The following is a 21,834-nucleotide window of genomic DNA, read 5'->3' as shown; positions in this document are numbered from 1 at the left end:
TTCCGGTCCGGAAGGGACCCCTGCTGGGCCTGAGGCTTCGCTATTCGGCCTTGGCGAGTCGGAGGGCCAACTCCGGGCAGACCTTGACCGCCTTCAGCGCGCCCTCGCGCAGCCAGGTCGGCACGGGGGTGGCCGGGAAGGCGGGATATCCGTTCGCGTCGAGCCGGATGAAGTCCGGTACGACGTGCGCGCAGAGGCCGTGCCCGTCGCAGCGGGACCAGTCCAGTGTGAGCTTCTGCGGGTTCGCGTCGGGTGCGCCCGGCAGCCCCATCACGCCCTTGACCCGTCGGCCACAGCCGTCGCCGGTGCTGTGCAGTCGCAGGTCCTCGGCGAAGACCTCGATCGCGGAGAGCGCGAAGCGGGCGGTGCCGTCCGGGTGGCTGCACGCGCCCCGGCCCTTCACCTCGCCGGCGGCGGCGCGCACCACGTCCGCCGGTTGGCTGCCGGCGACGGCCAGGTCCACGGCGCGGGCCAGGTCCGGCAGGCCCATCTTGCACGGCCCGCACTGGCCGGCGGACTCACCGGCCAGGTAGCGCACCACCTGGGCGGCCTCACCGAGCGGGCAGGTGTCGACACCGAGCGGGATGATGATGCCCGCCCCGAGGGTGCCGCCGACAGCGGCCAGGCCCTTGCGGGAGACCTCGGCCGTCTCCGCCGCCTCCGGGGTGATCCACTTGCCGTGGTAGCCGCCCATCAGGATGCCCTGGGTGGCTGGCACCTCGCACAGGTCGAGGACGTCGCGCAGCGGCATGCCGGCGGTGCACTCCACCACCGCCGGTCGGCCCGCCGCGCCGGTCACGGTGAGCAGCACGGTGCCCGGCTCGTCGTCGGTGCCGAGCGCCGCGTACTCGTACGGGCCCAGTCGGGCGCCGATGGCGAGCTGGGCGTACGTCTCGGCGTTGGACAGCAGGGTGGGCAGGCCGCTGACCCCGGAGTCGCTGGAGCGCTTCTTGGTGCCCGGCGGGATGTGCGGCAGCCCGTTGATCCCGTTGACCAGTGCGCCGCCCTCGCCGGAGATGAACCGGTGCGGCACTGTGACGATCGTCGTCTGCACCGGCATCCGGCGCTCTTCGAGCGCATCCATCAGCGAGTCCCGGCCGACCCCGTCGTCCGCCACGCCGATCACGATCTCGTCGGCGTCCAGCGCGTACGCGGCCAGCGCCGCCCCGTCCAGGACCAGGTGCGGGGCGCGGGTCAGCAGCACCTTGTCCTTCCAGCTGGCCGGTTCCCCCTCGGTGGCGTTGACGACCACCACGGCGGCGAGGTCCTGCCGCTCGCAGGACTCCAGCACCGCGCGCAGTTTGCGGGCGAATGGGAAACCCGCTCCGCCCTTGCCCTTGAGCTGCATGCCCTCGGCGAGTTGGAGCAGCTGCGCCGGCTCCATCGGGCCGATCGGTCCGTGCACCTCCTCGTGCGCGAGCAGGTCGAGACGGCCGTACTCGGCGAAGCCGGCGGTGAGCCGCGGTTCGCCGACGCAGGCGACCGGTGGCACGGCGGTGCGCATCACTTCGCCTCACCCCGCAGCCCGGCCCAGTACGCCCCGTCCACAGCGTCGGCGCTGGCCTTGCGGCGCTTGGACTTGCCCTCGCCGGCTGCCCGTCGAGCACGGCGGGACGCCAGGTCGACAAGGGTCGGGGTGTCGTCGACGGGCGGCGCCACCTCGTCCGGCACGTACCGGGCCGGCGGGCGCCAGTAGTCCGGCTCCTCGGGCAGGTCGTCATCCGCGCTGTGCCGGCCGCTGCCGCTGCGCGGCGCCGACGAGATCGGGCTGCTGGAGACCGGGCCGGCGGAGATCGGCTCCACGGAGATCGGGCCGGCGGAGATGGGGTCGTCGGCCTGCCACCGGCGTGGACTGTCCCACGGCTCCTCGGGCTCGGCGAGGGTCGGCTGCGGCGGCGCCGAGTAACGGCTGCCGTCGTCCTCGTCGCGGGAGCGGCGACGGGACCGCTCCGAGGTGACCTCGTCGGCGCGTCGCCGGCCGGTCGGTACGTCCTCGTCCCGAGTGCGGGAGGCGCGTCGCCGGCTCACCGGCTCCAACTCCTCCTCGTCGCGTCGGAACGTGCCGGTGTCCTCCACGCTGCGGCGGGCCGATCGGCTGGTGGTGGTCTCCTCGGTCCGCCGGCTGCGCGAGGACCGTTCGGTGTCGCGGCGGGCCGCCGGCTCCTCCTCCCGCCGACGTCGGCTCGGCCGGGTCGGCTCGACGAGAGAACCGGGCTCGGGCACCACCGGGACGGTGAACCGTTCGGGGTCACGTCGCGCGGCCGGCGCGGCCCAGGTGGCGGTGGTGGTCTCCGCCCAGGCGGGACGCTTGTCGGCGGCCTTGCTGCGCCGACCCAACCCGGCCAGCAGCGATCGGGCGGTCTTCGCCTCCTCGGCCCGGCCTGCCATCACCGCGTTGCGGACCGCTGCCTGGTGCTGCTCGCGGCTGCGCCGACCGATGGTGACCGAGAACCGGACCAGCAGGGCCAGCACCACCAGCAGGATGCAGCCGAGGTAGCTGAACAACACCCAGGGCGCTGCGGCCCGACCGGCGTTGAGGCCGTGAAAGACAGCGAACGGCCAGGCCAGGTACGCGGTGGAGTGCAGCGTGCGCCACAGCCACTTCGGACCGACGCCGGCGAAGCGGGCCCTGATGATGCCGGTCCAGATCACGCTGACCATCAGCAGCGCGGCCACGGTGCCGAGCCCGACGTAGAGCCCCCGGCCGCCGACGAACGGCACCAGCGCGTCGGTCGCCGCCGCCCGCCCGGTGGCGATCTTGGTGAGGACGTGGAAGCCGAGCCCGGCCACGCCCAGCACCCCGGTGGCCCGGTGCGCCGACTGCATCAACACCCGGTGCGAGATTCGCAGCACCAGCCGGTCGGTGGCGAGCAGGCCCAGCATCACGGTGAGGCTCAACGCCACCAGGGAGACCACCCCGGCGAAGAACTCGGTGAAGAAGAAGCCGTACGCGTACGCCGTCTGACCGACGCCGGTCAGCATGATCGCCGCCCAGAGCGCGGCGAGCACCGACGCGATCAGCAGTGCGCTCGCCGACCGCGACGGGGTACGCACCCCCCGACTGCTGGCGCTGGTCCGGACCGTCGCCGCCTTCTTGTCCTGCTGTGCCCGGGCCATCTGCTCCTCGATCGTCTCGCGGCGGCGTACCACCGGCCGACCCCTGCTCCCCCATCCAGTACGGACCGGCGGGGCGCGCGGATCACCCGCCGACGGAAATTTCTGGGCCGAAATCGAACCGAGGGGCGCGGCCGTGCGTTGTACCCGCTCCCACCCACCGATCTGGACAGCGACGAACGTCCATGCGTTGACAGTCGCTGCAACACGCTTGTAACCTTTCAGCAAATTTCAGCCAAGCTTGCAAGATTTCGGCAAGCCGGCACTCCCCCACCGCACCACCACCCCCCGCTCCCGCTCCCGTCAGGAGTCCCCATGCACCGACGTCGACGCGGCTCGGCGCTCCTCGCCCTCGGCCTGATCGCCAGCCTGCTCGTCCCCACCGCAGTGACGGCACCCCCGGCCGTCGCCGCCCCGTCCGGCGGCAAGAAGGTCATCGTCCAGCTCTTCGAGTGGAACTGGCCCTCAGTGGCCAGCGAGTGCCAGAGCACCCTCGGCCCCAAGGGCTACGGCTTCGTTCAGGTCTCGCCCCCGCAGGAGCACGTGCGGGGCAACCAGTGGTGGCTGGCGTACCAGCCGGTCAGCTATCGGATCGAGTCCCGTAAGGGCACCCGGGCCCAGTTCCAGTCGATGGTGAACACCTGCCACGCGGCCGGGGTCAAGGTGATCGTCGACGCGGTGATCAACCACATGTCCGGTCAGGACAACGGCGGCACCGGCTGGGCCGGCTCGTCCTACTCGCACTACGACTACCCGGGCATCTACCAGACCCAGGACTTCCACCACTGCGGGCGCAACGGCGGCGACGACATCGCCAACTACAACGACCGGTACGAGGTGCAGAACTGCGAGCTGGTCAACCTGTCGGACCTGAAGACCGAATCGGACTACGTCCGCACGAAGATCGCCTCGTACCTCAACGACCTGCTCTCGCTCGGCGTCGACGGCTTCCGGATGGACGCCAGCAAGCACATGCCGGCCGCCGACATCGCCGCCATCAGGGGCAAGCTGTCCCGCTCCGCGTACATCGTGCAGGAGGTCATCCACGGCGCCGGCGAGCCGGTGCAGCCGACCGAGTACACCGGCAACGGTGACGTGCACGAGTTCCGCTACGGCAAGGACCTGGCCCGGGTGTTCCGCTCCGAGCGGTTGGCGTACCTGCGCAACTTCGGTGAGGGCTGGGGGCACCTGCCCACCGGCCCGGCCTCGGTGTTCGTCGACAACCACGACACCCAACGCGACTCCGGTGGGGTGCTGACCTACCGCGACCGGGGCATCTACGCGCTGGCGAACGCCTTCATGCTGGCCTGGCCGTACGGCTCCCCGACCGTCATGTCCAGCTACACCTTCAGCAACCGGGACGCCGGCCCACCGTCGGACGGCGCCAACAAGACGCTCAACACCACCTGCTACTCCGGCTGGGAGTGCGAACACCGCTGGCCGGTGATCGCCAACATGGTCGGCTTCCGCAACGCCACCGAGGGCGCCGGCGTGGCCAACTGGTACGACAACGGCAACAACCACATCGCGTTCAGCCGCAGCGGCAAGGGCTTCCTCACCGTCAACGACGAGGACGCCGCTGTGAACGGTCGCTCCTACTACACGGGGCTGCCCGCCGGTCGATACTGCGACGTCGTCCACGGCACCTACGCGGGCGGCACGTGTAGCGGACCGGTGATCACGGTGGACGGTAGCGGCTGGTTCGCGGCGAACGTGCCGGCGCACGACGCAGTGGCCATCCACATCGGCGCGCGAATCTGATTCGACAGGGGCCTCCGGACGGCGGGTCTCGCCGAACCGGGGGCCCCGAAGCATCAGCCACCATAGAGTGGTTTCGTGCCGTTTGACCGAAAGACTCCGTACCGTCGTCGCGGCGTCTGGGTGGCCGCCGCGATCGGCGTACCCGCGCTGCTGGTGACCGCGCTGCTGGTCGGCCAGGCCCTCACCCCCAGCTCGACGGCCCCGGACGACCGCAACGTGGTGGTAGCCGACCCGACTCCGAGCAGTGTGGACCAGAGCCCGGAGGAGTCGATCCCCCCGGCCGCGCCCGCCCCGGACGGGCTGCCGGTGGTCGACTACGACCCCGCACCCGGAGGGTTCCCCGCCGACCCGGACACCATGGACGTCACACCGCTGACCGACGGCGTGCACCCGACCAGACGGATCGCCGCGTACGACGCGCCCGGCGGTCGGCCGCGCGCCTTCCTCGAACCGACCATCCGCGGTGTCGAGCTGACAATGCCGATCGCCCAGCGGCGCGCCGGCTGGACGGCCGTCCTGCTGCCCTCGGCCAACCGTCAGCTCGCCTGGCTGCCGCCCGGCGGGTTCGAGACGGTGCCGCTGCGCGACCAGATCGTCGTGGAACGCAAGGTCCACCGGCTCACCTGGTACCGGGCCGGCAAGGCGGTACGCACCTGGGAGGTCAGCCTCGGCCAGTCGGGCCAGGAGACTCCACTGGGGCGGACCTTCATCCTGGGCCGCACCCCACCGCCGGAGGAGGTCTACGGCGGGGTGGACATCTACGCCCTCGGTTCGGTGCCCGACGACCCGGAGTCGGTGCCGTCCGGGCTGCGCGGCGCGCACATCGGGGTGCACACCTGGCACCATGACGGCGAGCTGGGCGAGAACACCACAAACGGCTGTATCCGGCTGACCCGCAGCGGTCAGCGGGAACTGCTCGCCGAGGTCCGTCCCGGCAGCAGCGTCGTCGTGGTCGACGAACTGGCCGCCCCGCCGCCGACCGCCTGACCGCCGGCCGGCAGCGTCACTCGCCGAGCAGCCAGCCGTTCTGCTCGGCGACCCGGATCGCGTCGGCCCGGTTGCGGGCACCGGTCTTACCGATCGCCGCGGACAGGTGGTTGCGTACCGTCCCCTCGGAAAGGTGCAACGCCCTGGCCAGGTCGGCGGCGCTGCCACCGCCCCGCGCGGTCCGCAGCACCTCGGTCTCCCGCTCGGTCAGCGGGCTGACCCCGGCGGCCAGCGTCTCCGCGGCCAAGGTCGGGTCGACCACCCGCAGTCCGGCGTGCACCCGGCGGACCGCGTCGGCGAGCTGCCGGGCCGGGGTGTCCTTGACGACGAAACCGCTCGCACCGGCCTCCATCGCCCGGCGCAGGTAGCCGGGTCGACCGAAGGTGGTCACCACCAGCACCCGACAGGTCGGCAGCGCGGCCCGCAACGCCGCGGTGGCGGCGATCCCGTCCAGGCCGGGCATCTCCACGTCCAGCAGGGCGACGTCGGGAGCGCTGCGTCGAGCCTCGGGCACCACCTCGTCGCCCCGGCCGACCTCGGCGACCACCGTCAGGTCCTCCTCCAGCGAGAGCAGGGCGGCCAGCGCGCCCCGGACCAGCGCCTGGTCGTCGGCGAGCAACAGCCGGATCGGCGTGGACCCGCCGCTCACCGAGCCTCCCCCGGCGCGTGCACCCGCAGCAGAAAGCCGTCACCCGCCGGCCGACGGCCGACCGTCACCACCGCGTCCAGCCGCCGCGCCCGCTCCCGCAGGCCCACCAGCCCGTGCCCGCTCGGGTCGGGAGTGGACGGGCCACGGCCGTCGTCACTGATCTCGACCCGATCCGGGTGGACCCGGATCACGCAGCACCGAGCCCCGCTGTGCCGGACCACGTTCGTCACCCCTTCCCGTACCGCCCAGCCGAACAACCGGTCCCACTCCTCCGGCAGATCCGGCACCTCGGCCGACACGTCCGCCGCTATGCCCGCCGCGGCCAGCGCGGAGCGTGCGCCGGCCAGCTCCGCGGCGAGACTGACCTCGCGGTACGCCCCGACCGTCTGTCGTACGTCGGCCAGCGCGGCCCGGGCCAGCGCCTCCACCTCGGCGATCTCGGCGGCGGCCCGCTCCCGGTCGACCTCGATCAGACGCCCGGCCAACTCGGCCTTGATCGCCACCACTGTCAGCGAGTGCCCGAGGATGTCGTGCAGGTCCCGGGCGGCGCGGGACCGCTCCTCGGCGACCGCGAGCCGACCGATCTCCTGTTGGGCGGCGCGGAGTTCGCTGTTGCGCTGCGCCAGCCGCGACACCCCGAACATGGCGAACGAGGCGAGCAGCACCGCGAAGACGATGCCGTTCTCCGCCTCCCATCCCGGCACCAGCCAGGAGGCCAGCACGGGGGTCACCGCGCAGAGCACCACGGCGGCCAGCGCCTCCCACGGCGGCAGCAGGAACACCGCCGCCGCGGCCACGTAGACCAGGGTGGCCAGCCAGTCCCCTTCGGTGCCCGGAAGGCTGGCCAGGCCCACCGCGAGCAGCAGCGCCAGCCCGACCCGCGCCCGGCCCGTCGGAATCGGCAGCATTGACTGGCGCAGCTTGCGGGCCCACTGGAACAGCAGCACGTAACCGATGCCGAAGACGACCAGGGCCACCACACCGAGGACCCGCCGCCACGGCTCCGGCTGGTGCAGCGCGGTGGCGAGCGGCACGTTGAGGAAGAACAGCCAGACGGCGGCCAGCAGCCAGCCGGTGACCCGCCAGTGGCGGCTCACCGGCCAGGGCTGCCCGGTCGAGAGGTCCATCGGGTTCACGCTAGCTGTCGCTGCCGGTCAGACCCGCGCGGTGTCCCGGCGGAACAGCCGGGCCGCGCCGACGCCGAAGAGCAACGCCCAGACGACGAGGTTCGCCACCGCCGCCATGCTCACCCCGTCGCCGGTCAGTGGGGCGCGGGCCAACACGCCCATGCCGTACACCGGGGTGAACGTCGCGACCTGCTGGAGCACGTCCGGCAGCACCTCGACCGGGACGAACAGCCCACCGAACATGGCCAGCACGGCCAGGACGGGGCCGATGATCTGCATGACGTTCTCGGCCGGCGCCAGGTAGCCGATGAAGAGACCGAACGCGGCGAAGACCAGCGAGCCGACCCAGGCGGCGAGCCCGGACAGCAACCAGACGTACGCCGGGACGCGGACGCCGGCCACGGCGCCCACCAGGAACTCGATGACCACAGCGAGCAGACCGAGACTCATCGCGGTGATCAGCTTGGTCGCCACGTACGCCGCCGGGCGCAGCGGGGTGAGCCGCAGTTGCCGGCTCCAGCCCAACGCCCGCTCGGTGGCCACCGCGCCACCGACGCTGGTGGTGGCCACCATCGCCGCGTAGACGGCCAAGCTGATCATCACGTACGCCGTCACCGGCCGACCGTTGTCCAGTGACTGCCCGCCCTGCGGCAGGCCGAAGATGAGGAAGAAGACGCCCGGCATGATCAGCGTGAAGGCGAGGGTGCGGCGGTTTCGCAGCACCCGGCGCAGCTCGATGCCCAGGGCGCCGGGAGCGAACCCGCCCAGCGCGGGCAACCGACGGTCCGGCTCGGTGACAGCGGCGCGGGTGGGGGTGGAGGTGGTCATCTCAGGCTCCGCTCTGCGCTGTGGTCAGGGCGAGGAAGGCGTCCTCGAGGTTGCGGGAGGTGATCTCGACATCCCGGGCTGCCGTCCGGGTCAGCAGGTGCCGGGCGACGGCGTCGGAGTCGCCGGTCCGCACCAGCACGCTGTCGCCGCGCACCTCCACTGCGTCCACGCCGGGCAGGGCGGCGAGCGCGGCCTGGTCGGCACCGGGCAGGGTGGCCCGCACGGTACGGCCGGCGGCCAAGTTCTTGATCTCCGCGGTGGTGCCGTCGGCGACGATGCGCCCCTGCCGGACCAGCACGATCCGGTCGGCGTACGCGTCCGCCTCGTCGAGGTAGTGGGTGGCGAAGATGACGGTCCGTCCGCGCCGGGCGTCACGGCGCAGGGCCTGCCAGAAGTCCCGCCGACCCTCGACGTCCATGCCGGTGGTCGGCTCGTCGAGCACCATCAGGTCCGGGTCGGGCAGCAGGGCCAGCGCGAAGCGCAGTCGTTGCTGCTGACCGCCCGAGCAGCGCCCGACCACCCGGTCGGCGATGTCGGTGATACCGGCCCGCTCCAGCACCTCCGCCGCCGGGCGGGTGTGCCGGTAGAAGTGGGCCGTCATCCGTACCGTCTCGCCCACTGTGAGGTCCTTGAGCAGCCCGCCGGTCTGGAGCACGGCGGCGACCCGACCTCGGGCCACCGCGTCGTCCGGGGTGCCGCCGAGGACGCGGACGGTGCCCGTGTCCGGGCGGGACAGCCCGAGCAGCATGTCGATGGTGGTGGTCTTGCCCGCGCCGTTCGGGCCGAGGAACGCCACCACCTCGCCGGGCTGCACCCGTAGGCTCAACCCGTCGACAGCGGTGACCGCGCCGAAGCTCTTGGTGAGGCCGTCCAACTCGACAGCCGGATGCGTACTGGTCATGCCACTGATGCTCCGGCGGCGCGTACCCCGATGCCCGGAGCGGTCGTCACGCTCCGACCGTGACATTTGTCAGGGCGGCCGGATTCCGGACGGGCACAGCGGGTAACCGCCGGGCCGAGCCGCGACACCGGGAGGACGCGATGGGTGCCAACTCGCAGGGTCAGGTCGACACTGTCGTACTGATCCACGGGCTCTGGATGACGCCGCGCAGCTGGGAGGGGTGGACCCGGCGGTACACCGAGCGCGGCATGCACGTCATCGCCCCCGCCTGGCCCGGCATGGACCGTTCCGTGGAGGAGTTGCGCGACGACCCCGCCCCGATCGCCGAGCAGAGCATGGCCACGATCGTGGCGCACTACGACCGGATCATCCGGGCGCTGCCCCGACCGCCGATCATCATGGGGCACTCGTTCGGCGGCCTGTTCGCCCAGGTCCTCGCCGACCGGGGTCTCGGCGCGGCAGTGGTGGGAGTGCACCCCGCTGCGGTGAAGGGCGTGCTCAAGGTGCCGCTGAGTCAGCTGCGCTCGGGCTTTCCCATCCTGCGCAGCCCCGCCAACCGCGGCAAGGCCGTCCCGTTCACCCCTGACGACTTCGCCTACGCCTTCGGCAACACGATGAGCCGCGAGGACTCCGACCGGGCCTGGCGGCGCTACGCAGTCCCCGGCGCCGGGCGGGTCTTCTTCGAGGGCGCGTTCGCCAACCTCGACCCGCGCTCGCCGGCCCGCGTCGACGTCGGTCGCAACGACAGGGCGCCGCTGCTGCTGATGGCCGGCGAGGTCGACCACGTGGTGCCGGCGTCGGTGGTCCGCGCCAACGCCGGGCTCTACCAGAAGTCCCGGGCCCTCACCGCGTACGAGCAGTTCGCCGGCCGCTCACACTTCACCGTCGGCCAGGACGGCTGGGAGAAGATCGCCGACTACGCGCTGGACTGGGCGCTGCGCGCGGCGGCCCTGCCCCGGGAGATGACCATCGCCAGCGAAACCCCCCGCCGCTGATCGGAGCTCGGTTCGGAGGTCGACCGGCCCCTGGTCGGGGCCACCCACCACCTCAGCCGGCCGCCGTACGACCACCTCGGCGCACTGGGTGCGGGGCCGAGTGGCCAGGTCGATCGAAGGCGGTATACCTCGGGGGCATTCTTATGACTCAGAGGTATACCGCTCACCGGGACATCCGGCGACACGGGTCCAGCTTGGGTCAGGTGGGCATGCCCACGGTCTGGCGGGGTATCTCGGTGGGATGAGGGCCAGTTTCCGGCTTGGCCGGGTCGCGGGAGTGCCGGTCGGCGTCAACTGGAGCGTGCTGGTCATCTTCGCGTTGATCGCGTGGGGGTTGGCCGCGAACCAGTTCCCCCGTTCGTACCCCGACCGCTCGTCGGTGGCGTACCTGATCGCGGGGCTGGCCGCGGCGGTGGTCTTCTTCGTCGGCCTGCTCGCCCACGAGGTGTCGCACGCGGTGGTGGCCAAGCGCAACGGGCTGGAGGTCGACGGCATCACGCTGTGGCTGTTCGGCGGCGTCGCCGAGTTGCGGGGCGAGCCGCGTGACCCGGGCGCGGAGCTGCGGATCGCGGGCGTCGGCCCGCTGGTCAGCCTGCTGATCGGGGCGTTCTTCGGTGCCATCGCGGCGCTGCTCGCGCTGGCCGGGCAGGGCGGGCTGCTGTTCGGGGCGGTGGCCTGGCTGGCGGGGATCAACGTGCTGCTGGCCGTCTTCAACGTGCTGCCGGCCGCGCCCCTGGACGGTGGCCGGTTGCTGCGCGCCGCGGTCTGGAAGGCCACCGGTGACCGGACCCGCGCGTCGGTGGTCGCCGCCCGGGCCGGCTGGGTGCTTGGTGTGCTGCTGATCGGCCTGGGGTTGTGGCAGTTCCTGTCCGGTGTCGGTTTCGGCGGGCTCTGGCTGGCGCTGATCGGCTGGTTCCTGATCGGAGCGGCCGGCATGGAGGAGCGGCAGGCCCGCACCGGCACCGCGCTGCGCGGGATTCGAGTGGGCGATGTGATGACCCCGCAACCGCAGACCGCCTCGGCGCAGATGACTGTCGCCGACTTCGTCGACAACTACCTGTTCGCGTACCGGCATTCGGCGCTGCCGCTGACCGAGGACGGCCGGCCGACCGGCCTGGTCACCGTCGACCGGGTGCGGGGCGTGCCGCCGGAGCGGCGGGCGTCGACCACGCTGGCCGAGGTGGCCTGTCGAGCCGACGAGCTGGTGTTGGCCCAGCCCGGTGAACAGCTCAACGACCTGCTCCCCCGGCTCTCCGAGTGCGCCGACGGCCGAGCCCTGGTGGTGACCGAGGACGGCCACCTGACCGGCATAGTCTCCCCCAGCGACATCAGCCGCGCCGTCCAACGCAGCACCCTCCGCACCCCCACCCCCTCCCCCTCCCGGTGACCCACACCCACACCCCCACCCCTCCCGGTGATCATGAAGTTATTGCGCCGACACGCCGCGCCGGGTGGCAATAACTTCATGATCAACGAAGGTAAGGGGGGTTAGGAGTGGGGGCAGGTGTTGCGGTACTCCTGGATGGTTGACGAGGCGGGGGGTGGGGGGCAGAGGAACTGGTCGTAGCGGGTGTCGTCGTCCACGAAGCGCTTCAGCCAGGAGATGCTGTACTTGGCGACCGTCACGTTCGTCGAGGTGGGCGCGGAGTGGCTGGCGTTGTTGAGTTCCAGGTACGCCTTGTCCAGCGTGGACGGCAGGCTGGTGTAGAAGGGCTCGGAGTGCGACGAGACCGGCGCCACCGAGTCGTTCTCCGCGCCGACCACAAGCGTCGGCACCCGTACGCCGGACCAGTTCTTGACGGTGTGCCAGCCGGTCAGCGGGATCGCGGCCTGAAGCTGCGGTCGTGAGTTCGCCGCCGAGAGGCTGCCGCCGCCGCCCATCGAGTGCCCCATCACGGCGAGCCGGTTGCGGTCGATCCGGGTACGCACGCCGCTGGTGTTGGTGAGGTAGTCCAGGGCTGCGAGCAGTTGCGTGCCCCGGCTGGCCGGCTGGTCGTAACGGGACAACGTGTCGATCGTGATCACCACGAAGCCCTGCGAGGCGAGGCGCGGCCCCAGCCAGGCCACGCTGGACTGGGTGGCGGTGTAGCCGGGTGAGATCGCGACAGCGCCGAAGGTGCCCTCGGCGGTGCTGGTCGGGTAGTAGATCGTTCCGCCCCGGAATCCGCTGACGCTGGAGGCGGCGACGGTGCTCTGGGCGATGGCGAACGCGCCTCGACTGGCCTCGATGCTGGCCACTGTGGGGGCCGGGCCGCGCTCGTACGGGCTGGCGGCGGCGTGGGCGGCGGGCGCTGCGCCCAGTCCGGCGCCGAGCACGGCCAGGGCGAGCGCCCACCGCAGACCGCGGCGGGGGCGGCGGGGGTGGCGGGTGACTGGTTCGGGGGTGATGGCGGGAACGGGCTGCATGTCTCGCTCCGAGGGGTGGAGCCGACGGTCCCGGGACGGGGACCGGACGATGAGACTCATCGACAGACATCAGTGTCTGTCCGGGGTCTTCCACCCCACCAATCCCAGCCGCCCCATGCCACAGCGCTATGGCACGCGCTCGGTCACCGGGGGAAGTAGCGGTCCAGGGCGTCGGTGCGGAACGTGCCCTTCGGGTCCAGGTCCGCCACGAGCGCGGCGAAGTCGGCGTACCTCGGGTAGCGGGCGGACAGCTCCGCCGGGTCGGTGACGAAGACCTTGCCCCAGTGTGGGCGGGCAGCGAAGGGCGCCAGCCGCTCCTCCACGGCGGCCACCACGGGCAGCACCGCCGCGGTGTCGTCGACCCAGGTGAAGTGCAGCACGAAGCTGTCCCGCCGGTAGTTCGGGCTGAGCCACAGCTCGTCGGCCGCCACCGTCCGCAGTTCGGACACCAGCAGCACCGGGGCGATCAGGTCCGCCAGGTCGTCCAGCGCGGCGAGCGCGTCCGCCGCCGCCGTACGGGCGACGTGGTACTCGGACTGCAGTTCGTCGCCGCTGCTCGGGGTGAAGCCGAGCTTGAAGTGCGGCAGCCGCTCGTGCCACGGGCCCGGCTCACCGAGCTGCGGGGTGCAGTTCTCCGCCGGCATCCCGAGCACCGGGTGCCGGGGCTGGTCGGCCGCTGTGGTGCCCAGCCAGTCCGCCGATGGCGGCGGCTGGTCGGCCAACTGCTTGCGCCACACCTCGCGCAGCCGGGGCGTACGGAAGTCGGTGAAGACACTCACGCTGTACGCCGAGCCGAGCGCCTCGTCCAACGCCGTCCGGTCCAGGTCGAGGCGTACGTACTGGCGCAGCGCGAAGGTCGGCACGACGTCCAGGGTCACGCGGGTGACCAGGCCGAGCGCGCCGAGCCCGACCACCATGCCGGCGAACGTGTCGGTGTCGCGGTCGACCCGGAGCAGATCGCCGTCGGCGGTGACCAGTTCCAGGCCGGCGACAGCGCTGGCCAGGTTGCCGTGGGTCTGGCCGGAGCCGTGGGTGGCGGTGGCCACCGCACCGGCCACCGAGATGTGCGGCAGCGAGGCGAGGTTCGCCAGCGCGTACCCCTGGGTGTGCAGCTGTCGGGCGAGGTCGCCGTAGCGCAGCGCGCCGCTCACGGTGACCTGTCCCCGCTCGTGGTCCACCTCGACGACCGGGAGCAGCCCGGCGAGGCTGACCAGGTCACCGTCGGTGTCGCCGAGACGGTTGAAGGAGTGCCCGCTGCCCACCGCCCGGATCCGGCTGCTGCCGGCGACGAGCTGGCGTAGTTCCTCGATCGAGGTGGGGCGGTGGAACGCCTTCGCGGCGTACCGCACGTTGCCGGCCCAGTTGCGGCGCGGAACCTCGGTGGTCGACGCGGCGTGCGATCCCTGCGCGGTCATGTGGCGGTCTCCCGATCGGTGCTCTGGTGGTCGGCCAACGCGGTGACGAGGGCGTCCAGAACCGTATCCGTCTGGATGGTGCTGTAACCACGTTGGGCGATCGGCAGACCGGCAGTGGTGGCCCGTTCGATCTCTCCCCGGGCCGCCTGCCGGGCTGACGCGTCCCCGGACATCAGCGCGTCCTGGCCGCGTCGGATCAACCGGTCGACCCGGTCCATCTGGTAGCCACGCAGGCCGACCGGGAGGTCCGGGGTCTCGAAGGCGGCGCGACGCAGCGCGAGCAGGTCGACGAAACGGCCGCCGGCGTATTGGGTGAGCGCAGCGGACACCTGCTCGGGCTGCTCACGGACCTGGTCGAGGACGAGCAACTCGACGGCCGCTCGGCCGTCGAGCGGGTGACGGGCGGTCACCGGCTCGATCGTCACACCCGGCACAGGCACCAACAGCAGTCGCGGCGGCTCCGGATGGCCGTCGCGTCGGGACGGCTCGTCGAGGACCAGCACGTCGACCTCGGCCCACCCGATCTCCCGACGCAGGCCGGGCCGCCGGATGCTGAGCCCGTCGGAGTGGATCCTGAACCGGAACGGCCGCATCGCGCTGACCAGTGCCACCGCGCCGAGCGCGATCGCCCCCACCGCGATGATCGTCCGCAGCAGGGCGCCCTCGCTGCGATAGACCAACAGCAGCACTCCACCGAGTACGCAGACCAGGGCGAGCGCACGGGCCCCCCGATTCCGGCGCAATTCCACGCTCGGACCCCCGTTTCATGACCGTGGCGTCGGTCCCGACATCTTCCGCCAGACCGGGCACCAAGGACACCGGTCGATCGGGCACGGTTGTTCTCGTCGTCGTCGGGGAACCCTACGCCCATGAGCAGCTACCGCGATCCGGCCGCACGAGGTGACGTCTTCCCCTCCGAGGAGGAACTGGACCCCACCGGCACCGAGGTCGAGCAGGCCAGCGCGCCGCCGGCCGGCGGGTTGCCGAGCCACCCGTCGCCCACCCCCGGGCCTCGACCGACACCGGCGCCCGCGCCCGCCCCGACGCCGGTGCCGGCACCCGGCCCGCCGCCGCGCGCCGGTGGCGCACAGTCGATCGTGACGCGTCACCTGGACGGCTCGGTGGAGGTGGTCACCGACCTCGACGGTGACGGCGTCGCCGACGTCGTCCAGATCGACGCGGACGGTGACGGGATCCCGGACATCACCTACGTGGACAGTGACCGCGACGGGCGTCTGGACACCGTGCTGGGCGACCCGAACGCGGTCGGGACGGGCGTGCACCGGGCCTGACCCGGGGGCGCGGTCGACTCAGAGCTTCGCCATCACCTCGCTGGCGACCAGCTCCAGGTGCTCCAGGTCGCTGAGGTCCAGCACCTGGAGGTAGAGCCGCTCGCTGCCGATCTCGGCGTACCGGCCGATGGTGTCCAGCACCTCGGCGGGCGTCCCGGCCAGGCCGTTTGCCCGCAGCTCGTCCGGTTCCCGGCCGATGGCGGCGGCCCGGCGGGCCACCTCGGCGTCGTCGCGCCCGCAGCAGAGCACCAGGGCGTTGGACCAGACCATCCCGGCCGGGTCCCGGCCGATCTCGGCGCAGGCCGCGCGGACCCTGTCGAACTGCGCCGCGGTGTCCGGCACCGAGGCGAACGGCAGGTTGAACTCGTCCGCGTAGCGGGCGGCCAGCCGAGGGGTGCGCTTCGGGCCCGTCCCGCCGAGCAGGATCGGAGGACGCGGCTGCACGGGCTTGGGCAGGGCGGGCGAGTCCCGGACCGGGTAGTACCTACCGTCGTGGTCGAACCGCTCCCCCGGCGGTGTGGCCCAGAGCCCGGTGATGACGGCGAGTTGCTCCTCCAGCCGGTCGAACCGCTCGGCCAGCGGTGGGAACGGGATGCCGTACGCGCTGTGCTCCTCGGCGTACCAGCCGGTGCCGATGCCCAGCTCCACCCGGCCGCCGCTCATCTGGTCGACCTGCGCGACTGTGATCGCCAGCGGGCCGGGCAGCCGGAAGGTGGCGGCGGTCATCAGCGTGCCGAGCCGGATGCGGCTGGTCTCCCGGGCCAGGCCGGCGAGCGTGGTCCACGCGTCGGTGGGGCCGGGCTCGCCGCTCACGTCACCCATCATCAGGTAGTGGTCGGACCGGAAGAACGCGCCGTAGCCGGCGTCCTCCGCGCAGCGGGCGACGGCGAGCAACTGGTCGTAGCTGGCACCCTGCTGGGGCTCGGTGAAGATCCGAAGTTCCATGATCCGAGCATAGGGAGCCGATGGGCGGTGCCGCGTCGGGACGGCCGCTGTCGTCGTATGCTTTGACAGTCATATGACGGAGGAGGCATATTGGGCAGGTGTCCACCGACGCCTTCACCGTCCTCGCCGAGCCCACCCGGCGCCGGATCCTCGATCAGCTCCGCGACGCCGAACGCAGCGTCGGCGAGCTGGTCGACGGGCTCGGAGTCAGCCAGCCAGCCGTCTCCAAACACCTGCGGGTGCTTCGCGACGCCGGCTTCGTCACCTGCCGGACGGCCGCCCGACAGCGGATCTACCGCCTCGACCCCGGCCCGCTGCGGGACGTCGACGGCTGGCTCTCCCCGTACCGGCGGCTCTGGGCCCGACACCTGGACGCCCTGGAACGGCACCTCGACAGTCAGGAGCAGTAAATGGACCGCGACGCGTTCCGCCCGAGCCCACCCGCCGACGTGCGCGCCGACGACGGCGCGACACTGGTCTTCGTCCGCGACCTACGGCATCCGCCAGCCACCGTCTGGGCGGCGCTGACCGACCCGGACCAGCTCGCGCAGTGGGCGCCGTTCCTCGCCGACCGCGATCTCGGCCACGCCGGCACCGCCGTGCTCACCCTCGTCGACGGCGAGACGACCCAGGAGGACCCGGCGACGGTACGCAGGGCCGAGCCGCCGCACCTGCTGGAGTACACCTGGGGCGACGACCTGCTGCGCTGGGAGTTGAGCCCGCTGGGCAGCGGCACCCGGCTCACCCTGCGGCACACAGTCGCCGACCGGGGCCTGCTGCCGATGGTCGCGGCCGGCTGGCACCTCTGCCTCGACGTGGCCGACCGGTTGCTCGACGGCGACCCGGTCGGCCCGATCCGCGGCGCGGAGGCCAAGGACTACGGCTGGCCCGAGCTGCGCGACGCGTACGCCGAACGGCTCGGCGAGGGCTGACCGGTGCGGTCCCGGCGGCCCCGGAGCCCGGAGCCGCCGGAACCCGCTCAGACGTACGGCCGCTTGGCGTACGCCTCGCGGAGCGCGGCCAACCCGACGGCCTTCGGCGTCAGGGTGCCCCATCCGGAGTTGAAGTAGTTGGTGCGCACGATCCGTGGCCCACGCTCGGCGTTGAGCTGAGCGATCGCCGCCGGCACCGTGGCGATCCAGGCCGCCTGGTCCGGGATCTCGGCCGACCTGACCCCCCACTCGGCGATGATCACCGGTCGGGACAGCGCCACCGGGCCGAGATCCGCGACCGCCCAGTCCTTGGTACGCCGAAACCGGGCCAGCGCCGTGTGGCTGGCGTTGGTGCCGTACGCGTTCCACTGGAGATAGTCGAGGCGGGACATCAGCGACTCCGGGTGGGTGCGCTGAAAGCAGGCCCGGTCGAAGCCGCCCAGCCCCACCGAGAAGGTCGTCCCGGCCGGCAGCGTCCGCGCCTTGAACCACGTCAGGATGTAGTTCATCGCCTGCACCGCCCGAGCGTCCGACTCGGCCCAGGTGTACGCCTTGCCGTCCTCGGTGGTGCCGAACTCGTGATCGGTGTCCAGTTCCGAGGCGAGCTGGATGTTCACCCCGAAACCGAGCGTCCGGTACTGCGACAGGGCACGGGCCAGCAACCCGTCACACTGCCCCTTGATCACCTGGCCGTACCCGTACGCCTTCGGCCAGGTCGCGCCGGGCCGCTGCTGGATGGTCATCGTCGGCGCCGGCACCGTGTAGCTGGTGCCGTCCACCGTGAAGCTCTGCGGTCCGTAGTTCGGAGCGCCGTAGTGCTTCAGCTCCAGGACCATGTTCATCTGCACACCGGCCTTGCCCAGGCTGACCAGCCAGGGCCGGTTGTAGCCGGGGAAGATGTAGCCGTCGGCGAGGCTGCGGTACTGGGTGAGTGACCGGAAGTTGCCGCCGGCCATGTCGGCGGTCGGATCGGCGCCGCCGGAGAGGTAGTAGCCGCCGAGCACTGGTTGGCCCAGGCTGTAGTCGGCGGTCGCCGTCGCGGTGTTGCCGGCGGCGTCGCGGACCTGGACGGTTACCCGGGGCATCACGCCACCGACCGATACACGGCCACGGAGCCGTTGTCGGAAACCCGGGTCCAGGTACGTCCGGAGTTGTCGGTGACGCTCACGCTGAGCGGGTCGATGACCGCCGTGACCTTGACCGGCGCGCTGCTGTTGCCCTGCGCGTCGGTGACCACGATGGTGACGGTCAGCGGTTTGGTGTCGGCGTCGGAGTAGGTGACTGTCAGCAGCATCTGGTCACCCGGCGCGAAGACGGATGCGTTCAGGGCTGCGGTTGCAGTGGGAGCGGCCATGTCGGGCCCTTTCTTGCTCGGTCGCCAGGGCTCCGACGCGCGGTTCAGCGACGTCGGACCCGGCGGGGTCCACAGTGCGAAAGGCCGGCGGGGCACGGGGACGGTAGGCACGACCGGCGGACGGCGCTGCCTGACTGCCGGTGGTACTGACGTCCTTGTCCCGATGGGCGGAGGCACCGCTGCGGGCGCCCGCAGGGGTGTCGGTGACAGCCACGGCCTGTCGTACGCGCGATCGGCACGGCGGCTGTGCCGTGACCGCCACGGCTTCGAGGCCGGGCTGGGTGAGGGCGACACCGGTGCGGACGATGTTGTCCCCACCGGGCCGGAGGATCGGGATGTGGCCCGCCACCCGTCTACCTCCACCTGCCCCAAGGGTGCTCTACCAGGGGCTTTGCCGTCTTGTCCGAATTGCGACAAGAGCCCGGAACGGCTCGGCGCGACTGTTACTCGGGCGGTGTGCCGCGTACGGCCCAGGCCCGCGCGGTGAGCCGGATCGAGCCGTCCGGCTCGACCGGCAGCCGGGTGGCCAGCGACTCCCGCAGCGCGGCCCGGTCGGATTCGGCCAACGTCGCGACGTACCCCGGCGCCGACCCCTGACCGCCGAGGAACGGCGTCCAGTAGTCGGCGAAGTCGGTGAAGGTCGTCGGTACGTCCACCGGCCAGACCGACACGTCCCGCAACCCAGCCCGCTCCCACAGCGTGCGGAGCGCGTCGGGCTGGCACACAGTGGTGCGGTTCCCCTCGTCCAGCTTCGCCGAGGCCCTGTCGAGCTGTGCGGCGGCGGCCCAGAAGTGCCGCATCATCGCCATCCCCTCGGCGTAGTCCCAGACGTAGGCGGCCACCACCCCGGCCGGCCGGGCCACCCGGGCGAACTCCGCCACCGCCCGCGCGGGCTCCGGCACGAAGTTGAGCGTCAATCCGCTGACCACCACGTCCGCGACGCGATCGGGCAGCGGCAGCGCCCGCGCGTCACCGACCCGGAAGACCGCCCGGGGGTCGGTGACCCGGGTACGCGCTACAGCGACGAAACCCTCCGACGGGTCGATGCCGGTTATCTCGGCGGGATCGTGGTGGCTGAGGATCGTCGAGGTCAGCGCCCCGGTGCCGCTCCCCACGTCGAGCCAGTGCCGCCCCGGCGCAACGGCCAACCCGCGCAGGAACTCCACAGCGACCAGGCGGCTCCACCGACCCACGTACGCCTCGTACGCGTCACCGTTCGCCCACACCGGCTGCACCATCGGAGAACGATACGACAGGCCCCGCTGCTAGGACACCGGGCCGCGCTAGCTTATTGATCATGGCGGACTGGGAGCTTCGGCCGGCCTCGGCGGCGGACGTCGAGGCGGTGGCCGAGTTGCGGGCGGTGGTGCTGCGGGTCGATCTGGAGCGGCTCGGGCGGTACGACGAACAGCGGGTGCGGCAGCGCCTGCGGGACGGTTTCGCACCGGCGTACACCTGGGTCGTCGAGGTGGACGGCGCGTTCGCCGGCTGCGTGGCGTTGCGGCCCGACGCGGACGCCCACTGGCTGGAGCACTTCTACCTGGCCCCGCGACTACAGGGCAGTGGCATCGGCACTGCCGTGCTGCGCGACCTGCTGGACCGGTGCGACCGCCTCGGCACGCCGGTGCGGCTGAACGTCCTGCGGGGCAGCCCGGCCCGGAGGCTGTACGAGCGGCACGGCTTCACAGTGGACACCGAGGATCCGGTGGACGTGTTCATGGTCCGGGCGCCCAGGACGATCAGCGCCGAGTCTGGGACAGTGTCAATGTAACGTTGACAGATGACGTCGGAGCTGGCTCGGTTGGCGGAGGTCCGCGCTACCCGCGCCCGGCTGGACGAGCAGGAGCCTGTGTCTCGCTCAAGCTTGAGGATGTGAGTCTCCTCGACTCAACTCGGAGGGCTCATGCGCCGCAACGCGGGCCTGTTCGTGGCGATCTCCCTGCTGTCCGGCTTCGGCAGCAGCGCCATGTCAGTGGTCGCCGGCATCTGGATCCTGGACCTCACCGGCTCCACCAGCCTCGCCGCCCTCGCCGGGCTCTGCGTGTACGCCCCGGTCCTCGCCGGCCCGTGGCTGGGCGGTCTGCTCGACCGGGCACCCCGGCGGCCACTGGTCATCGCCGTCAACCTCATGTTGGCCGCCGCCCTGCTGGCACTGCTCGCGGTGCGCGGGCCGGGGCAGACGTGGCTCATCTTCGCCGTCTCGTGCGCCTACGGCGTCAGCTACGTGCTGATCGACGCCGGTGAGACGGCGCTGCTGCCGTCGGCACTCGCGCCGACCGAACTCGGCGATGTCAACGGATGGCGCTCCAGCGCACAGGAGGGCATGAAGCTCGTCGCTCCAGTGGCCGGGGCCGGCCTCTACGCGTGGCGGGGCGGCCACGCGGTCGCCGTCCTCAGTGCGGCCGCGCCGGTCCTGGTCGCCACCCTGTACGCGCTTCTTCGCCTGAGCCGGACGCCCGCCGAGCGGCCCACCGAACGCGGCGACGGCCCGCGTACCGGGTTGGTGGTCCTGTTCGGGAAGCGAGCAACAGGGCTACCGGTCGTGCTCGCCGCGGTGTCGATCGCCATGTCCGGCTTCACGACGGCGGGCATCTACGCGATCGTCGTGACCGATCTGCGCCTGCCGACGACGTTCCTGGGCGTGCTGGCCGGCGCGCAGGGCGCCGGTTCCATTCTCGGTGGCCTGATCGTCGGCCGGCTCATCGCGACAAGAGGTCCCGCTGCCGTCGGTGTCGTCGGAACGGCACTGTTCGCGATCGGCTGCCTGGCGCGCTGCCTGCCGTGGTGGCCGGCCACTGTCGTCGGGGCGATGGTGGCCGGCGTCGGGCTGCCCTGGACCCTGGTCGCGGCGGTCACCGCCGTGCAGACCCACACGCCGTCGGCGCTGCTGGGACGGGTCTCCGCGACGGCCAACACCGCGATGTTCGGACCGCTCGTCGTGGCGATCCCGCTCGGCTCCGCTGCCGTCCACCTCGGCGCCCGCCCGCCGCTCATGACAGCCGCGGCGATCTGCCTGACCGCAGCGGTGGTGGCCAGCCTCCACGACCGGTCGACGCCGTACGACGAAACACCGACCGCGCGCCCACCACGCCGATCGGTGGGAACGGGTCCGGCGAGCCGCTGACCCG

At 72.1% G+C, this 21,834-nt stretch carries 22 protein-coding genes; 9 read left to right on the top strand and 13 right to left on the bottom strand.

Going from position 1 to position 21,834, the window contains the following annotated elements:
* Positions 1-40 precede the first annotated feature (40 nt).
* Both OG992_RS28415 and OG992_RS28410 read right to left on the bottom strand, forming a co-directional pair.
* Positions 41-1,504 carry an NADH-quinone oxidoreductase subunit NuoF family protein gene (locus tag OG992_RS28415; protein ID WP_266304758.1) on the bottom strand — a complete coding sequence of 488 codons (1,464 nt, stop codon included), beginning with the start codon at positions 1,502-1,504 and terminating at the stop codon, positions 41-43.
* Positions 1,504-3,150 carry a ferric reductase-like transmembrane domain-containing protein gene (locus OG992_RS28410; protein WP_266304757.1) on the bottom strand — a complete coding sequence of 549 codons (1,647 nt, stop codon included), beginning with the start codon at positions 3,148-3,150 and terminating at the stop codon, positions 1,504-1,506. Before OG992_RS28410 ends, OG992_RS28415 begins: the two co-directional genes overlap by 1 nt.
* A 279-nt stretch (positions 3,151-3,429) precedes the next feature.
* On the opposite strand from OG992_RS28410, the gene OG992_RS28405 reads away from it, so the two are divergent.
* Both OG992_RS28405 and OG992_RS28400 read left to right on the top strand, forming a co-directional pair.
* Positions 3,430-4,875, top strand: a complete 1,446-nt coding sequence (locus tag OG992_RS28405; RefSeq protein ID WP_266304756.1) for an alpha-amylase family protein — start codon at positions 3,430-3,432, stop codon at positions 4,873-4,875.
* A 75-nt stretch (positions 4,876-4,950) separates the two neighbouring features.
* Positions 4,951-5,862 carry a L,D-transpeptidase gene (locus tag OG992_RS28400; RefSeq protein WP_238687187.1) on the top strand — a complete coding sequence of 304 codons (912 nt, stop codon included), beginning with the start codon at positions 4,951-4,953 and terminating at the stop codon, positions 5,860-5,862.
* Between the two features lie 16 nt (positions 5,863-5,878).
* Here the strand turns inward: OG992_RS28400 and OG992_RS28395 are convergent, their stop codons facing one another.
* From OG992_RS28395 to OG992_RS28380, 4 genes are read right to left on the bottom strand one after another with little or no spacing between them, the layout of a single operon-like run.
* Complete coding sequence (locus OG992_RS28395) at positions 5,879-6,511, bottom strand: response regulator transcription factor (protein WP_181539422.1); 633 nt, start codon at positions 6,509-6,511, stop codon at positions 5,879-5,881.
* Positions 6,508-7,638, bottom strand: a complete 1,131-nt coding sequence (locus OG992_RS28390; protein ID WP_266304755.1) for a sensor histidine kinase — start codon at positions 7,636-7,638, stop codon at positions 6,508-6,510. Before OG992_RS28390 ends, OG992_RS28395 begins: the two co-directional genes overlap by 4 nt.
* Before the next feature lie 27 nt (positions 7,639-7,665).
* Positions 7,666-8,466: an ABC transporter permease gene (locus OG992_RS28385; protein ID WP_238687185.1), complete on the bottom strand. Its 801-nt coding sequence runs from the start codon at positions 8,464-8,466 to the stop codon at positions 7,666-7,668.
* A 1-nt stretch (position 8,467) separates the two neighbouring features.
* Positions 8,468-9,367 carry an ABC transporter ATP-binding protein gene (locus tag OG992_RS28380; protein ID WP_238687184.1) on the bottom strand — a complete coding sequence of 300 codons (900 nt, stop codon included), beginning with the start codon at positions 9,365-9,367 and terminating at the stop codon, positions 8,468-8,470.
* 140 nt (positions 9,368-9,507) lie between these two features.
* Between OG992_RS28380 and OG992_RS28375 the strand changes: the two genes are divergently transcribed.
* Together OG992_RS28375 and OG992_RS28370 are read left to right on the top strand one after the other, a co-directional pair.
* Positions 9,508-10,362 (top strand): alpha/beta hydrolase, encoded by an 855-nt coding sequence (locus OG992_RS28375; protein ID WP_266304754.1) that lies wholly within the window; start codon positions 9,508-9,510, stop codon positions 10,360-10,362.
* A gap of 241 nt (positions 10,363-10,603) precedes the next feature.
* On the top strand, positions 10,604-11,749 hold the full coding sequence (locus OG992_RS28370) for a site-2 protease family protein (RefSeq protein WP_266304753.1): 1,146 nt from the start codon (positions 10,604-10,606) through the stop codon (positions 11,747-11,749).
* A gap of 101 nt (positions 11,750-11,850) precedes the next feature.
* On the opposite strand, the gene OG992_RS28365 is transcribed toward OG992_RS28370, so the two are convergent.
* From OG992_RS28365 to OG992_RS28355, 3 genes are all read right to left on the bottom strand, one after another.
* The gene (locus OG992_RS28365) at positions 11,851-12,768 is read right to left on the bottom strand and encodes an alpha/beta hydrolase (protein WP_266304752.1); all 918 of its coding nucleotides are present in this window, start codon (positions 12,766-12,768) and stop codon (positions 11,851-11,853) included.
* Between the two features lie 143 nt (positions 12,769-12,911).
* On the bottom strand, positions 12,912-14,183 hold the full coding sequence (locus OG992_RS28360; RefSeq protein WP_266304751.1) for an FAD-binding protein: 1,272 nt from the start codon (positions 14,181-14,183) through the stop codon (positions 12,912-12,914).
* A complete protein-coding gene (locus tag OG992_RS28355; RefSeq protein WP_238686945.1) occupies positions 14,180-14,932 on the bottom strand; it encodes a hypothetical protein in 753 nt (250 codons plus the stop codon). The genes OG992_RS28360 and OG992_RS28355 overlap by 4 nt, the downstream gene beginning before the upstream one ends.
* A gap of 120 nt (positions 14,933-15,052) precedes the next feature.
* Here OG992_RS28355 and OG992_RS28350 point away from each other — a divergent pair, with 120 nt between their 5' ends.
* Positions 15,053-15,475 carry a hypothetical protein gene (locus OG992_RS28350; RefSeq protein WP_266304750.1) on the top strand — a complete coding sequence of 141 codons (423 nt, stop codon included), beginning with the start codon at positions 15,053-15,055 and terminating at the stop codon, positions 15,473-15,475.
* Positions 15,476-15,493: 18 nt separating this feature from the next.
* On the opposite strand, the gene OG992_RS28345 is transcribed toward OG992_RS28350, so the two are convergent.
* Entirely contained in the window at positions 15,494-16,420 is a 927-nt protein-coding gene (locus OG992_RS28345; protein WP_238686943.1) for an LLM class F420-dependent oxidoreductase, read from the bottom strand.
* 98 nt (positions 16,421-16,518) lie between these two features.
* On the opposite strand from OG992_RS28345, the gene OG992_RS28340 reads away from it, so the two are divergent.
* Both OG992_RS28340 and OG992_RS28335 read left to right on the top strand, forming a co-directional pair.
* Positions 16,519-16,830 carry a helix-turn-helix transcriptional regulator gene (locus OG992_RS28340; RefSeq protein ID WP_238686942.1) on the top strand — a complete coding sequence of 104 codons (312 nt, stop codon included), beginning with the start codon at positions 16,519-16,521 and terminating at the stop codon, positions 16,828-16,830.
* Positions 16,831-17,352 carry an SRPBCC family protein gene (locus OG992_RS28335; RefSeq protein ID WP_266304749.1) on the top strand — a complete coding sequence of 174 codons (522 nt, stop codon included), beginning with the start codon at positions 16,831-16,833 and terminating at the stop codon, positions 17,350-17,352. It abuts the gene before it with no gap.
* A 47-nt stretch (positions 17,353-17,399) separates the two neighbouring features.
* On the opposite strand, the gene OG992_RS28330 is transcribed toward OG992_RS28335, so the two are convergent.
* From OG992_RS28330 to OG992_RS28320, 3 genes are all read right to left on the bottom strand, one after another.
* Positions 17,400-18,437 carry a hypothetical protein gene (locus OG992_RS28330; RefSeq protein WP_238686940.1) on the bottom strand — a complete coding sequence of 346 codons (1,038 nt, stop codon included), beginning with the start codon at positions 18,435-18,437 and terminating at the stop codon, positions 17,400-17,402.
* Positions 18,437-18,706, bottom strand: a complete 270-nt coding sequence (locus OG992_RS28325; RefSeq protein WP_238686939.1) for a hypothetical protein — start codon at positions 18,704-18,706, stop codon at positions 18,437-18,439. The genes OG992_RS28330 and OG992_RS28325 overlap by 1 nt, the downstream gene beginning before the upstream one ends.
* 443 nt (positions 18,707-19,149) lie before the next feature.
* On the bottom strand, positions 19,150-19,944 hold the full coding sequence (locus OG992_RS28320; RefSeq protein WP_266304748.1) for a class I SAM-dependent methyltransferase: 795 nt from the start codon (positions 19,942-19,944) through the stop codon (positions 19,150-19,152).
* Between the two features lie 59 nt (positions 19,945-20,003).
* On the opposite strand from OG992_RS28320, the gene OG992_RS28315 reads away from it, so the two are divergent.
* Positions 20,004-20,477 (top strand): GNAT family N-acetyltransferase, encoded by a 474-nt coding sequence (locus tag OG992_RS28315; RefSeq protein WP_266304747.1) that lies wholly within the window; start codon positions 20,004-20,006, stop codon positions 20,475-20,477.
* Positions 20,478-20,609: 132 nt separating this feature from the next.
* Positions 20,610-21,830, top strand: a complete 1,221-nt coding sequence (locus tag OG992_RS28310) for an MFS transporter (protein WP_266304746.1) — start codon at positions 20,610-20,612, stop codon at positions 21,828-21,830.
* Positions 21,831-21,834 lie beyond the last annotated feature (4 nt).

Source organism: Micromonospora sp. NBC_00362, from assembly GCF_026342155.1.
Classification (GTDB): domain Bacteria; phylum Actinomycetota; class Actinomycetes; order Mycobacteriales; family Micromonosporaceae; genus Micromonospora; species Micromonospora hortensis.
Note: the sequence above shows the minus strand (reverse complement) of the source record. Positions and strands in the feature narration are given on the sequence as shown.

What these genes read in the sequence shown, in the direction of transcription:
- OG992_RS28415 (WP_266304758.1), bottom strand. Translation starts at nt 1,504, where the DNA reads ATGCGCACCGCCGTGCCACCGGTCGCCTGCGTCGGCGAACCGCGGCTC.
- OG992_RS28405 (WP_266304756.1), top strand. Translation starts at nt 3,430, where the DNA reads ATGCACCGACGTCGACGCGGCTCGGCGCTCCTCGCCCTCGGCCTGATC.
- OG992_RS28390 (WP_266304755.1), bottom strand. Translation starts at nt 7,638, where the DNA reads ATGGACCTCTCGACCGGGCAGCCCTGGCCGGTGAGCCGCCACTGGCGG.
- OG992_RS28385 (WP_238687185.1), bottom strand. Translation starts at nt 8,466, where the DNA reads ATGACCACCTCCACCCCCACCCGCGCCGCTGTCACCGAGCCGGACCGT.
- OG992_RS28380 (WP_238687184.1), bottom strand. Translation starts at nt 9,367, where the DNA reads ATGACCAGTACGCATCCGGCTGTCGAGTTGGACGGCCTCACCAAGAGC.
- OG992_RS28375 (WP_266304754.1), top strand. Translation starts at nt 9,508, where the DNA reads ATGGGTGCCAACTCGCAGGGTCAGGTCGACACTGTCGTACTGATCCAC.
- OG992_RS28370 (WP_266304753.1), top strand. Translation starts at nt 10,604, where the DNA reads ATGAGGGCCAGTTTCCGGCTTGGCCGGGTCGCGGGAGTGCCGGTCGGC.
- OG992_RS28365 (WP_266304752.1), bottom strand. Translation starts at nt 12,768, where the DNA reads ATGCAGCCCGTTCCCGCCATCACCCCCGAACCAGTCACCCGCCACCCC.
- OG992_RS28360 (WP_266304751.1), bottom strand. Translation starts at nt 14,183, where the DNA reads ATGACCGCGCAGGGATCGCACGCCGCGTCGACCACCGAGGTTCCGCGC.
- OG992_RS28350 (WP_266304750.1), top strand. Translation starts at nt 15,053, where the DNA reads ATGAGCAGCTACCGCGATCCGGCCGCACGAGGTGACGTCTTCCCCTCC.
- OG992_RS28345 (WP_238686943.1), bottom strand. Translation starts at nt 16,420, where the DNA reads ATGGAACTTCGGATCTTCACCGAGCCCCAGCAGGGTGCCAGCTACGAC.
- OG992_RS28335 (WP_266304749.1), top strand. Translation starts at nt 16,831, where the DNA reads ATGGACCGCGACGCGTTCCGCCCGAGCCCACCCGCCGACGTGCGCGCC.
- OG992_RS28330 (WP_238686940.1), bottom strand. Translation starts at nt 18,437, where the DNA reads ATGCCCCGGGTAACCGTCCAGGTCCGCGACGCCGCCGGCAACACCGCG.
- OG992_RS28325 (WP_238686939.1), bottom strand. Translation starts at nt 18,706, where the DNA reads ATGGCCGCTCCCACTGCAACCGCAGCCCTGAACGCATCCGTCTTCGCG.
- OG992_RS28320 (WP_266304748.1), bottom strand. Translation starts at nt 19,944, where the DNA reads ATGGTGCAGCCGGTGTGGGCGAACGGTGACGCGTACGAGGCGTACGTG.
- OG992_RS28315 (WP_266304747.1), top strand. Translation starts at nt 20,004, where the DNA reads ATGGCGGACTGGGAGCTTCGGCCGGCCTCGGCGGCGGACGTCGAGGCG.
- OG992_RS28310 (WP_266304746.1), top strand. Translation starts at nt 20,610, where the DNA reads ATGCGCCGCAACGCGGGCCTGTTCGTGGCGATCTCCCTGCTGTCCGGC.